This window comes from Arthrobacter sp. NamB2 (assembly GCF_005281365.1).
Lineage (GTDB): Bacteria > Actinomycetota > Actinomycetes > Actinomycetales > Micrococcaceae > Arthrobacter_D.
On record NZ_SZWI01000002.1, the window covers coordinates 214,407 to 225,753 of the forward strand.

Here is an 11,347-nt window from a genome sequence, read left to right on the forward strand (position 1 = left end):
GGTGAGTCCTATCCTCCCGAAAGGCGCACCCATGGATGCTTCCCCTCCTCCTTCCCTCGAATCCGATGCTCAGGACTGGTCGGGCATCCGGCGCGGAGAGCACATCACCCTGCAGCACCCGGCAGGCTCGCAGCTCAGCGGTGTACTGGACATGAGGACCGACGACGCCTCGGTGGTCTGGATCCAGCTGCACGACGGCGGTGGGCGGCGCCTCGTACACCGGGCCGACGGCTATCGCCTGCGCCGCGGCTGAGCACACGCCGCTCGCGGACCGCTCGTTCACCTGATGTCCACCTTGGGTTCATCTTTCAGCCACCTGTAACGTTGCTGGGGTGAGAACCCGAGCCACCGTTTACCTGCCCCTCGCCGTCCTCCTCGGACTGACCGGCTGCGGATCCGACTATCCGCTGGGACCGGAGCAGGAAGCCGCCGCACAACGTGGGGACACATCCCTCCAGGGTGCGGTGACCGCTGCCGGATCCTCTGCCCAGGGGCCGGCGATGGATGCGTGGCGCTCAGGATTCGCGAGTCTCTACCCTCGCGCCCAGGTGCAGTACTCGCCGGACGGATCGGGGGCGGGGCGTGGCGCCCTGCTTGCAGGAGCGGTCGGATTCGCCGGGTCGGACGCGTATCTCAGCGACGAGGAGCTCGCCGAATCGACGGAGGCCTGCGGGCCGGGTGGCGCCTTCAACATTCCGGCCTATGTCTCGCCCATCAGCGTGGCGTTCAACCTGCCCGGCATCTCGGAACTGAGATTGGACGCCGCGACGGTGGCCCGCATCTTCCGCGGCGAGATCACCTCGTGGGACGATCCCGCCATCGCCGACCAGAACGACGTCGATCTCCCCTCCCTGCCGATCTCGGCGGTCAGCCGGTCCGACGACTCCGGTACAACCGAGAACTTCACCGACTACCTGCACGCCGTGGTCCCCGACATCTGGACCGAGGAGCCCGACGGCACCTGGCCCTCGGAGCTCGAGAACGAGAATGCCAAGGGCAATGCAGGAGTCGTCAGCACCGTGGCGGGCACGGTCGGTGCCGTGACCTATGCCGACGACTCCGCAGTGGGGGATCCCCTGGGCCGTGTGGCACTGAAGGTCGGCGGGGCCTACGTGCCGGTGAGTTCCGAGGCCGCTGCGGCCGCCGTCGACCTGGCCGGGCGCGTTTCCGGCCGCGAGGACTACGACATCGCGCTCGACCTCGACCGGACCACCAGCGAGCCGGGGGTGTACCCGCTGGTCCTCGTGTCCTACCACGTGTACTGCGCGCGGTACGAGAACGAGGCGACCGCCGCCGTCGTCCGGGCGTTCGGAAGCTACGCGGTGAGTGCGGAGGGGCAGGCGGCAGCGGCGGAAGCCGCGAAGAGCTCGCCCATCTCGGAGGAGCTGTCCCGCCAGGCGACGGATGCGATCGCCTCCATCGAGGTCGGCGACATCTCCTAGGACAGCCGGGACGGGTAGGGCGGACCCCGGGAAGGGATCCGCCCTACCCGAGAGGAGCGTCAGACGACGCGGGGACCACCTGAATCGGGATCATTGGTCGACGCGTCCGGGACCGTGCTGTTCGCCGGTGTCGCATCGGGGCTGCCACCGGTGGGCGGAGCCTCGACATTCCCGCGCCAGGCGCCGGTCTCGCCGCCGCTCTTCTCGATGAATTCCTTGAACCTCTTCAGGTCGCCCTTCACCTGGGCTGCATCGGCGTTCACCACGGCACCGAGCTTCTCGGTGAAAGTCTCGGGGTGCCAGTCGATCTGGACCATCAGCCGCGTCGTGTTCTCGTCGAGACGATGGAAGGTCACGACCCCGGCGTGCGATTCACCGTCGGTGCTCTTCCAGGCCACACGCTCGTCCGGGTGCTGCTCCGTGATCTCGGCGTCGAACTCGCGCTTGACGCCGCCGATGCTCGTGACCCAGTGGGTGTGGGTGTCCGAGGTCTGCGTGATCGAGTCGACGCCACCCATGAACTGGGGAAAACTCTCGAACTGCGTCCACTGGTTGTAGGCCGTGCTGACCGGTACTGCTACGTCGATAGATTCCTGCACTGAAGCCAAAAGGGTTCCTCCTTCGTAGAGACTCCGGCGCCTGCCATAGCCCCCTGTCGGGGATCCGGCAGGCTGAACCGTAAGTACCCTTAGCGTAGGCAGGTCGGGTGGATTTTGGCCAACGCGCAGGTCTAGGGTGAAGAGAGCCCACCCGGTGGAGATCGGTGCGTCCGCGCCCTGCCGGAGGAGCACTCGTCTCGAGCACCGGAGGATCAATGAAGGCTTCACCCACCCTCACAGACAACATGCAGGCCGTTCTGGTCGACCTCATCGAATTGCACCTCCAGGGCAAGCAGGCCCACTGGAACGTCGTCGGCAAGAACTTCCGCGACCTCCACCTGCAGCTGGACGAGATCATCGACGACGCCCGCCTCTTCGCGGACGAGATGGCCGAGCGCATGCGCGCGCTTCATGCCGTTCCGGACGGCCGTAGCGTTGCAGTAGCCGAAGCCACCAGGATCGCCCCCTTCCCGGCCGGGCTGGTCTCCACCGAGGATACGGTCGGCCTCGTGGTCCGCATGCTGAACGCCACCGTGAAGACCATGCGCGACGTGCACGACCAGATCGACGAGGAAGACCCCACCACCGCTGACCTGTTGCACGGCTTCATCGCGAAGCTCGAGCAGTACGCCTGGATGGTCGACGCCGAGAACATGGAACCGACCGCCGACGTCGTCACTCCTGTCGGCACGGACCACGCCACGGTCTGACGCCGGGACCCGGGTCGACGCGGGAAGGGGGGCGCCTGCTGCGCCTCCCTTCCGTCTGCGTCCGCGCCGGACCTTCTGCTGGTACGACCTCTAGTACTATGTAGGCTGATTAGAGGTCTAGCAGAAGGCCGATCACAGACACCCTGGGTTTGTGTATCGGTTCCGGAGCTCTCCAAGCGCCCCGACGGCGCGGTGCACGCGATGCTCGGCGGCTGAGCGATACAGGATCAGTACATATGGCCGACCAGGTTGCCGGGCAGATCGTCACGGACTACCTTCAGGACCTGCTCCTCGACACGGACGACGTCGAGGAATTCCTCACCGAATTCGCGAAGTTCGCTGCGGTGCGCCTGTTCGAGCGCGGAGGGCAGACGCTGTGCAGCATCACCCTGCTGCGAGACAAGCGAGCCGGTACCGTCGCCAGCAGCAGCGACGCCGCGCGGACGCTCGACGAACTCCAGTACCTCTTCGCCGAAGGTCCGTGCCTCACCGCCTGCAAGACGCAGGAAACAGTGCACGTCGCCGACGTGGCAACGGATGAACGCTGGGAAGGCTACCTGTCGCGCGTCGCCGAGCACGGGGTCCGCTCGATCCTGGCCGTCCCGTTCTCGCTCGAGGCGGGCGCCCGCGCGGCCCTGAACGTGTACTCCACGGAGAAAGGGGGCTTCGATCCCGACGCCATCACCACCGCGGAGACCTTCGTGGCCCAGACATCGAAGGCGCTCATGCTCTCGGTCCGACTCGCGCAGCGCAACGAGTCTGCCGCCAGCCTCAAGACGGCGATGAAGTCTCGGACCGCGATCGACATCGCGATCGGGATCATCATGGCCCAGAACCGTTGCACCCAGGCGGAGGCTTTCTCCATCCTGAAGTCGGTCTCCAGCAGCCGGAACGAGAAATTGCGTGACATCGCGGCATCGGTGGTGGCATCCATCGGGCAAGCGGAACCCGAGACCCATTTCGACCCCTGACGTGGGGCTCGGTGGCACTGCTGACCACCGCGGGCGTCCGTCAGTCGATGGCGCTGCTGACCTCGGCGAGCAGTGACGCCATGCAGGCCTCGGCCGCAGCGGAATCACCGGCCGCGATCGCGGAGGCCACCTGCTCGTGCGTCCGGAGCGCGTGTTCCTTGGGATTGTGTGGCATGAGCCCCTGGTGCGTCCGGCCGGAGAGCACCTCGGCGATCACCCCACGCAGGGCGTCGAACATCTCATTGCCGCTGGCCTCGAGGACCAGGGTGTGGAATTCGATGTCGACGCCCAGGAACTCGACGAGCTCGCCACTCTCGCCCAGGCGCCGGAGGTCCTGACCGAGCTCGACGAAGCGCGTGCGCTGCGCAGGTGAAGCCTGCTGCGCGGCAAGGGCTGCGGCGACCGGCTCGACGGCACGGCGCAGGTGCGTGAGGGAGCGGAACTGGGCTGCCCGGCCGGGACCGTTGAGCCGCCACCGGATGATCCGGGCGTCGTAGACGTTCCAGCGCCCGGGCCCCTGCACCACGAGCCCGATCCGGCGTTTGGGGACGATGAGGTTCATCGACTCCAGCACCCGCATACAGTCCCGCACCACGGTGCGCGAGACGCCGAACTGCTGCTGCAGGCCTTCGATCGTCAGCCGCGTTCCCTCGGGCACGACGCCGTCCACGATGTCCTGGCCCAGCGAGTCGATGATCCGCGTATGGAAGACCTCTGCGGTTGCCGCCGGCATCCCCGTCGGAGCTGACTGCGCCGTCATCGTCCTCCTCGCTGTGCTCCGGGGCCGTTCGACCCGGTCACCCAACCATAGATCGATACGGGGGCCGAGCAAAGGTACTACCTTTGCCGTGCGAATGGTGTTACCTTTACTCGAGATCGTGAGCAGTCACACATCGACAAGGGAGTCAGCATGGATGCACAACCTCGCCACGTGGTCGTCATGGGGATCTCCGGGTCCGGCAAGACCACCATTGCCACCCGGCTCGCGGAAGCGCTCGGCTGGGTGTTCGCCGAGGCGGATGACTTCCACCCCGCGGAGAACATCGCGAAAATGACCTCCGGGACACCGCTCACCGATGAGGACCGCTGGCCGTGGCTGGAGTCCATGCGGGACTGGATGACAACCCAGGCGCACTCGGGTCGCAGCACCGTCGTCACCTGCTCGGCCCTCAAGCGCTCCTACCGCGACGTGCTGACGCAAGCCGAGGGACGGGTTCGATTCGTCCACCTTGTCGGCGATACCGATCTCATCCTGGAACGCATGAAGACCCGCAGTGGCCACTTCATGCCGCAATCACTGCTGCCATCGCAGATCAGCACGCTGGAACCACTCGAGCCCGACGAGCAGGGCGTGAAGATCGACAACGCCGGCACGCCGGACGAGGTCACCGAACTGGTCATCGATCAGCTCGCCCTGCGCAGCAACTAGCCCCCACCAAACCCTTTCAACGGAGAAAACATGACCATCGAAGGATGGACCCAGAGCCTCACCGCCGGTCCGCTCCTCCTGATTGCCGCAGCGGCAATCCTCGCCCTGCTGTTCCTGATCATCAAGCTGCGCGTCCACGCGTTCGTCTCCCTGATCATCATCAGTCTCGCTACGGCCTTCGCCACCGGGATCCCCACCTCGCAGATCGTGACCGTCCTGGTCAGTAGCTTCGGAACGACCCTCGGCGCGGTGGCGCTCCTCGTCGGACTCGGTGCCATGCTCGGCCGCCTGGTCGAGACCAGCGGCGGCGCGAAGGTCCTGGCGGACTACCTCATCAGGGTCTTCGGTGAGAACAGGGCACCCTTCGCGCTCGGTGTCGCCTCCCTGATCTTCGGCTTCCCCATCTTCTTCGATGCGGGTCTCGTGGTCATGCTGCCGGTGGTCTTCTCCGTTGCCCGGCGCCTGGGGGGCGGCGTCCTGCGCTTCGGACTGCCTGCTGCCGGCGCGTTCTCCGTCATGCACATCTTCGTGCCGCCCCACCCGGGACCGGTCGCCGCTTCGGAGTTCTTCGGTGCCAACGTCGGCATCGTCATCATGGTCGGCCTCGTCGCGGCAATTCCCACCTGGTACGTCACGTCCTATCTCTACGGTCTGTGGGCAGGCAAGAAGTACGTCCTGCCGGTCCCCGAACTGCTGGGCACGGCGGATGAGCACGCCGAGGCCAACCCTCCGAAGTTCGGCACCGTCGTCGGCATCCTCCTGCTCCCGCTCGTCCTGATCTTCCTCAACACCGGACTGAACACCGTGGCCCGTTCGGGTGCCGCGGACGAGGGATTGACCGATCAGGCCTGGTTCCAGCTGCTCAGGACCCTCGGTGAGACTCCCGTGGCCCTGCTGATCTCCCTCCTCGTTGCGTCCTACGTCCTCGGACGCCGCCGCGGTATCGACAAGACCGTCCTCGAGAGCACCCTCGAGTCCGCACTCGGTCCGGTCTGCTCCGTCATCCTCATCACGGGTGCGGGCGGCATGTTCGGCGGCGTGCTGCGTACCAGCGGCATCGGGGATGCCCTGGCCGATGCCCTCGGAGACCTCGGCATCCCGCTGATCCTCGCGGGTTTCCTCATCGCGGCGATCCTCCGTATCGCCCAGGGCTCCGCGACCGTCGCACTCACCACCGCTGCGGGCCTCATCTCCCCGGCGATCCTGGCCGGTGACTACAACGCGCTTCAGCTCGCCGCTCTCGTGGTCGCCGTCGCGGGCGGATCCGTGGTGGCCAGCCATGTGAACGATTCAGGCTTCTGGCTGGTAGGCCGCTTCTTCAACATGGACGTCAAGACCACCCTGAAGACCTGGACCGTCATGGAGACGACGATCGGCGTCATGGGCTTCGCGATCGCGGCCGCCGTGTTCGCACTCGCGTCCCTCGCCTGACCGAAGGGTCGGTACCGCACTGGAAGGTCTGCCCCGAACATCTCGGGGCAGGCCTTTCGTCTGCCCGGTAGCAGGTGTGGCACCCCCGCGGGAGCGGATGCAACCGGCAGGCGGCCGTTGCGGGGGTGCGATCCGGATGCAACGGTGGAACGAGAAGAGAGGATGGTGGGGGATGGACCGCAGATTCGATGGGAAGGTCGTCATCGTCACAGGTGCCGGATCGGGCATCGGCGAGGCGACGGCACGGCGATTCGCAGCCGAGGGAGCACGCGTGGTCCTGACGGATACCGTCGCGGACAAGATCGACGCCGTCGCGGCATCCCTGCCGCCGGGACAGGCGACGGCGGTACGGACCGACTCCTCCGATTTCGACCAGGTGTCCGCGATGGTGCAGGCCACCATCGACCGGTACGGCCGCCTCGACGTCCTCGTCAACAACGCGGGGACGATCACGCAGGGAACCGTCCAGGACACCAGCATCACCGACTGGCACCGCGTCATCGAGACCGATCTCTCCGGCGTGTTCTACGGAACGAAGGCCGCGCTCGGACACCTGCTGGAGAGCAAGGGGTGCATCGTCAACGTCTCGTCGGTGTCAGGGCTGGCTGGCGATTGGCACATGAGCGCGTACAACGCAGCCAAGGGAGGCGTCAGCAACTTCACCCGCGCCGTCGCCCTGGACCACGGCAAGGACGGCGTGCGGGTCAATGCCGTCGCTCCCGGTTTCATCTGGACCGACCTCACGAGCGACGACGGCGAGGCGCACGAGCTCTCCGACGAGTTCTCCCGGCGCATCGCCCTCGGGCGCGGTGGATTACCTGACGAGGTCGCTGCCGCCATCACGTTCCTCGCCAGCGAGGACGCGCGCTTCATCACCGGCGTCGTCCTTCCCGTGGATGGCGGGACGATGGCGAGCAACGGACAACCGGCACAGGCCTGAGGACCCTAGGACTGCCGGAGCAGTAGCGCGGGAGCATCGATGCGAGGTCAGCGTCGCTTTCCGCGCGAGCCGGACGGACGGGCCGGCTTCCTCGGCTGCGGCTTCCGGCCACCCTTCTGCTCCTTGGTTCCCCCGCCGGCGGCCGCCTTCTTCGCGGCTGCCTTCTGCGACGCGGACTTCTTGGGTGCCTCGCGCTGGGAGGGCTGCCGTGAACTCTGTGCCGTCCGACCACGGACGATGCCGATGAACTCCTCGACGTCGTCGGACTCGTCCTCCACCCGCCACGCGATGCCGATGGTCGTCGTGGGCAGACCTGGAACGGGCCGGTGGACGGCATCCTTCCGGGCGAACAGACGGGCGACGGACATCGGCAGGACGACGACGCCCGCACCGGAAGCCGCCACCTCCACAGCCGTCCTAGGACCGCCGCATTCGACGACGTCGAGCAGCATCTCCCCCTCGAGCTCCGCGGGCGGCACATCGTCGTAGAGCGACAGCTCGTTGTCCCTCGACATCACGACCACGGGCTGTTCCTCGTAGAGCGGGATGAGGTGGAACCCCGTGCGATCCACCGGCAACCGGACGAAAACGACGTCGTCGGACCCGTCGCGCAATGCCGCCAGGGCGTCGTCGTGCTGGTGGAGCTCCAGGGGTACGTCCGGATGCCGCTCACGCCACCTGGCCACCCACTTCCCCGGCGTCACACCCGGCACGAAGCCGACGGACAGGGTTCGGGGCTGGTCGCTGGGCACCTGATCACAGTAGCGCCTGCCCATGACCGTTAAGCTTGGACCATGACTCCCGCGAAGAACCCCCAAACCCTGAAGCCCGCCACAGCGGCGAAGAAGCTGGGAATCTACCTGCCCGCCGCTCCCCAGGATTTCCAGAAGACCGAACTGACGCGCGCGGAGTTCAACGAGTTGCAGCAGACCCCGCCGGAGTGGCTGGCAGAACTGCGCCGCACGGGCCCCCACCCGCGCCCCGTCGTCGCCCAGAAGCTCGGCATCTCGATCAGCGGGCTGGCCCGCGGGGGCATCACGGATCCGTTGACGAGCGAGCAGATCACCGCCCTGCTGCAGGAACCACCCGCATGGCTGGTGGCCGAACGATCCACGCAGGCGGCCGTCCGCGCGGAGGCCGCACGGGTGAAGGAGCGCGACGCCGGGAAGAAGTCCGCGGACGCCTGAGGCTCGACGCCGGGCCGAGCTGTCCCTGCAGACGTACTCCGCTGAATCCTTCGCTCCCCCGGACACCATCACCACTCCCCCTACAGGCGCGCGCCTACCATAAGAAGAACGGTTTTCGGCGGAGGCGCGCCGATTGACTTAATCGAACACGTATTCGAATATTAACGGGTGACGCCTCCAGCTGCCGGCTCTGCCCTCGAATGGGATGAGCCCTCCCCCGACCTCGAGGACGCGTCACGCCCAAACTTCCTCGGTCGCCAGGGCAGTCCGGCCGCCGACGCCAGGCTCGACCTGCAGGCACGCATCAACAGCATGCAGGCCAGCAAACTCGATTCCCGCCGGATGCCCACTGTTCCGGCCCTCGCGCGGATCCTGCCCGGCGGAGGGCTCCAGTCCGGCGGCTCATACGCCGTCCGGAACTCCACCACCCTCGCCATGGCCCTGCTCGCCGGTCCTTCCGCCACGGGGGCCTGGTGCAGTGTCATCGGCATGCCGGACTTCAGCGTGGAAGCGGCCCAGGGTTTCGGCATCAATCCCGATCGCCTCATCCTGGTTCCCGATCCTGGATCCCAGTGGCTCACGGTCACGGCAGCCCTCGTGGACGTCGTCTCGATCGTCCTGACGCGCGCCCCGGAGCACCTCGCCCCTACCGAGTGGGCGCGGCTCAAGGCCCGGTTGCGCCAGCGCGGAGCCGCACTGGTCACCCTGGGCGCCTGGAAGCAGAGCGATTCGACGCTCGGAGTGGCAGAGAGCGCGTGGGAAGGCCTCGGCTCGGGGTCCGGCCACCTACGGGCCCGCCGCATGAAGATCACCGCAACGCAGCCCTCGGGCAGGCTCCGCCATGCCTACGTCGGGCTGACGGACCTGCAGGGCACCGCCGCGGATGACGTCGCGTTCCACAACTCACCGGGCCCCCAGGGACTCCCGTCGGGTACCGCTCCTGCCACTACCCCCGGAACCCTGTTCGAACCCCAGCTGATGAAATCCTCATGAGCCCCACCCTGTCCGCCGTCCCCGCCGGCACGGCCCCCGCAACCCGGACCATGATGCTGTGGTGCCCTGATTGGCCCATTACCGCTGCGCTGCGCGAGCACGCACTGCCCGCCGATGCGGCCCTCGCCCTCGTGGACCGCGGGGAGGTCTTCGCCTGCTCTCCCGCAGCACGCCAGGACGGCGTGAGAAGGGGCTTGCGTATCAGGGAGGCCCAGGCCCGCAGCACGGGACTGATGTCCCTTCCGTACGATCCCTCGCTCGATGAACGCACCTTCGAACCCGTGACGGCCGCGGTGGAGACCATCATGCCCGGCGTCCAGGTCATCCGGCCCGGCTTATGCGCCGTTCTGGTCAAGGGGCCCTCGCGTTACTACGGGGGCGAGGACAAGGCAGCGGACGTGGTCTTCGGAACACTGGCGGCGATGGGCCTCACCGATGTGCGCATCGGCATCGCGGATGGTCCGTTCGCCGCCGAACAGGCCGCCAAAGCGACTGATCAGCTGGAGGACCCCGAGGCCGAACAACTCGTCATCATCCCACGTGGCAGCTCGCCCATGTTCCTCAGCAGCTACCCCCTGGAGGTCCTGGAGCTGCCGAAGCTCACCGTGCTGCTCAAGCGTCTCGGCATCCGGTCCCTCGGTGACTTCGCTGCGCTCAAGGCATCCGATGTCCGCAACCGCTTCGGTCTGGAAGGAGCTATCGCCCACCGGCAGGCGAGCGGACTCGACCACAGGAACGTCGTCGCCCGGACACCACCGCCGCACCTCGACACCGTGGCCGACTTCGAGCCACCCCTCGCCCGCATCGACCAGCTCGCCTTCGCGTTCCGGACAAGGGCCGGCGAATTCGTCGACACACTGCGGGAGGCGGGACTGGTCTGCACCGCACTCCACGTCTCACTGCACACGGAGTCGGGTGAGGTGTCGGAACGCCGGTGGCAGCACCCACGCTGGTTCGATGCGGACGACGTCGTCGACCGCGTGCGCTGGCAGCTCCAGGGCACCCAGGCATCCGACCACGGCCTGACGTCCGGCATCTCGCGGGTCCATATCGTGCCGGACATCGTCGAGGATCTCGCTGACCACGCTGACGGCTTGTGGGGAACCGGACCGGATGAGGGAATCCACCACGGCCTCGCCCGCGTACAGAGCATGCTGGGACACGGCGCCGTGCTCACCGCGATCATCGCCGGAGGGCGGCTCCTGGCGGACCGCCGCGTCTTCATCCCCTGGGGGGATGCACCGTCGTCCCCCGCGAAAGTGCCCGTCAAGGACCGCGACCAGCCCTGGCCCGGCCGCCTGCCCGGTCCGGCGCCGGCCACCGTCTTCGCCGATCCCGTACCCGCCGCGGTCGTCGACTCCAGCGGTAATCCGGTGGACGTCGATCCCCGCGGCCTCCTGAGCGCCGACCCTGCCTTCTTCAGTACAGGGTCCGACGACGGCCGGCGGCCCGTGCACTCCTGGGCCGGCCCCTGGCCCATCAACGAGCGGTGGTGGGACCCGAAGGGCCGCGTCCTGAACCGTTTCCAGTTGGTGGACCAGTCGGGTTCTGCCTGGTTGTTGCTGCTCGAGAACCATTCATGGTGGGTCGAGGCCAGCTACGACTGATCACGCGGAAATGCCGCACGACGACAACAGCAGGACAG

Annotated in this window: 13 protein-coding genes; 10 read left to right on the forward strand and 3 right to left on the reverse strand. The window is 67.3% G+C overall.

What is annotated here, in order from left to right; all coding sequences use genetic code 11:
• The first annotated feature begins 31 nt into the window (after positions 1-31).
• The gene (locus FDK12_RS04670; protein ID WP_104116587.1) at positions 32-253 is read left to right on the forward strand and encodes a hypothetical protein; all 222 of its coding nucleotides are present in this window, start codon (positions 32-34) and stop codon (positions 251-253) included.
• Between the two features lie 79 nt (positions 254-332).
• Positions 333-1,442 carry a phosphate ABC transporter substrate-binding protein PstS gene (pstS, locus tag FDK12_RS04675; RefSeq protein ID WP_137368479.1) on the forward strand — a complete coding sequence of 370 codons (1,110 nt, stop codon included), beginning with the start codon at positions 333-335 and terminating at the stop codon, positions 1,440-1,442.
• 59 nt (positions 1,443-1,501) lie between these two features.
• On the opposite strand, the gene FDK12_RS04680 is transcribed toward pstS, so the two are convergent.
• On the reverse strand, positions 1,502-2,041 hold the full coding sequence (locus FDK12_RS04680; RefSeq protein ID WP_317616718.1) for an SRPBCC family protein: 540 nt from the start codon (positions 2,039-2,041) through the stop codon (positions 1,502-1,504).
• Positions 2,042-2,256: 215 nt separating this feature from the next.
• Here FDK12_RS04680 and FDK12_RS04685 point away from each other — a divergent pair, with 215 nt between their 5' ends.
• Both FDK12_RS04685 and FDK12_RS04690 read left to right on the forward strand, forming a co-directional pair.
• Positions 2,257-2,751 carry a Dps family protein gene (locus FDK12_RS04685; protein WP_137368481.1) on the forward strand — a complete coding sequence of 165 codons (495 nt, stop codon included), beginning with the start codon at positions 2,257-2,259 and terminating at the stop codon, positions 2,749-2,751.
• Between the two features lie 236 nt (positions 2,752-2,987).
• A complete protein-coding gene (locus FDK12_RS04690; protein ID WP_137368482.1) occupies positions 2,988-3,722 on the forward strand; it encodes a GAF and ANTAR domain-containing protein in 735 nt (244 codons plus the stop codon).
• 40 nt (positions 3,723-3,762) lie between these two features.
• Here FDK12_RS04690 and FDK12_RS04695 read toward each other — a convergent pair whose 3' ends face one another.
• Positions 3,763-4,482: a FadR/GntR family transcriptional regulator gene (locus FDK12_RS04695; RefSeq protein WP_223263090.1), complete on the reverse strand. Its 720-nt coding sequence runs from the start codon at positions 4,480-4,482 to the stop codon at positions 3,763-3,765.
• A 150-nt stretch (positions 4,483-4,632) separates the two neighbouring features.
• Between FDK12_RS04695 and FDK12_RS04700 the strand changes: the two genes are divergently transcribed.
• From FDK12_RS04700 to FDK12_RS04710, 3 genes are all read left to right on the forward strand, one after another.
• Entirely contained in the window at positions 4,633-5,151 is a 519-nt protein-coding gene (locus FDK12_RS04700) for a gluconokinase (protein WP_137368483.1), read from the forward strand.
• Positions 5,152-5,181: 30 nt separating this feature from the next.
• On the forward strand, positions 5,182-6,582 hold the full coding sequence (locus FDK12_RS04705) for a GntP family permease (RefSeq protein ID WP_104116581.1): 1,401 nt from the start codon (positions 5,182-5,184) through the stop codon (positions 6,580-6,582).
• Positions 6,583-6,754: 172 nt separating this feature from the next.
• Positions 6,755-7,522, forward strand: coding sequence for an SDR family NAD(P)-dependent oxidoreductase (locus FDK12_RS04710; RefSeq protein WP_137368484.1), 768 nt, complete (start codon positions 6,755-6,757; stop codon positions 7,520-7,522).
• Between the two features lie 47 nt (positions 7,523-7,569).
• Here the strand turns inward: FDK12_RS04710 and FDK12_RS04715 are convergent, their stop codons facing one another.
• Positions 7,570-8,274 carry a substrate-binding domain-containing protein gene (locus tag FDK12_RS04715; protein ID WP_223263091.1) on the reverse strand — a complete coding sequence of 235 codons (705 nt, stop codon included), beginning with the start codon at positions 8,272-8,274 and terminating at the stop codon, positions 7,570-7,572.
• 42 nt (positions 8,275-8,316) lie between these two features.
• Between FDK12_RS04715 and FDK12_RS04720 the strand changes: the two genes are divergently transcribed.
• The 3 genes from FDK12_RS04720 to FDK12_RS04730 all read left to right on the forward strand — a co-directional run bounded on the left by FDK12_RS04720 (position 8,317) and on the right by FDK12_RS04730 (position 11,309).
• Positions 8,317-8,709, forward strand: a complete 393-nt coding sequence (locus FDK12_RS04720) for a DUF5997 family protein (protein ID WP_137368486.1) — start codon at positions 8,317-8,319, stop codon at positions 8,707-8,709.
• 168 nt (positions 8,710-8,877) lie between these two features.
• Positions 8,878-9,702, forward strand: coding sequence for a hypothetical protein (locus tag FDK12_RS04725; protein WP_137368487.1), 825 nt, complete (start codon positions 8,878-8,880; stop codon positions 9,700-9,702).
• Positions 9,699-11,309, forward strand: coding sequence for a DNA polymerase Y family protein (locus tag FDK12_RS04730; RefSeq protein WP_137368488.1), 1,611 nt, complete (start codon positions 9,699-9,701; stop codon positions 11,307-11,309). The genes FDK12_RS04725 and FDK12_RS04730 overlap by 4 nt, the downstream gene beginning before the upstream one ends.
• Positions 11,310-11,347 lie beyond the last annotated feature (38 nt).

Excerpts from the sequence above, each read along its gene's own strand:
- FDK12_RS04685 (WP_137368481.1), top strand. The coding sequence starts at position 2,257 with ATGAAGGCTTCACCCACCCTCACAGACAACATGCAGGCCGTTCTGGTC.
- FDK12_RS04710 (WP_137368484.1), top strand. The coding sequence starts at position 6,755 with ATGGACCGCAGATTCGATGGGAAGGTCGTCATCGTCACAGGTGCCGGA.
- FDK12_RS04690 (WP_137368482.1), top strand. The coding sequence starts at position 2,988 with ATGGCCGACCAGGTTGCCGGGCAGATCGTCACGGACTACCTTCAGGAC.
- FDK12_RS04670 (WP_104116587.1), top strand. The coding sequence starts at position 32 with ATGGATGCTTCCCCTCCTCCTTCCCTCGAATCCGATGCTCAGGACTGG.
- FDK12_RS04695 (WP_223263090.1), bottom strand. The coding sequence starts at position 4,482 with ATGACGGCGCAGTCAGCTCCGACGGGGATGCCGGCGGCAACCGCAGAG.
- FDK12_RS04720 (WP_137368486.1), top strand. The coding sequence starts at position 8,317 with ATGACTCCCGCGAAGAACCCCCAAACCCTGAAGCCCGCCACAGCGGCG.
- FDK12_RS04705 (WP_104116581.1), top strand. The coding sequence starts at position 5,182 with ATGACCATCGAAGGATGGACCCAGAGCCTCACCGCCGGTCCGCTCCTC.
- FDK12_RS04700 (WP_137368483.1), top strand. The coding sequence starts at position 4,633 with ATGGATGCACAACCTCGCCACGTGGTCGTCATGGGGATCTCCGGGTCC.
- FDK12_RS04730 (WP_137368488.1), top strand. The coding sequence starts at position 9,699 with ATGAGCCCCACCCTGTCCGCCGTCCCCGCCGGCACGGCCCCCGCAACC.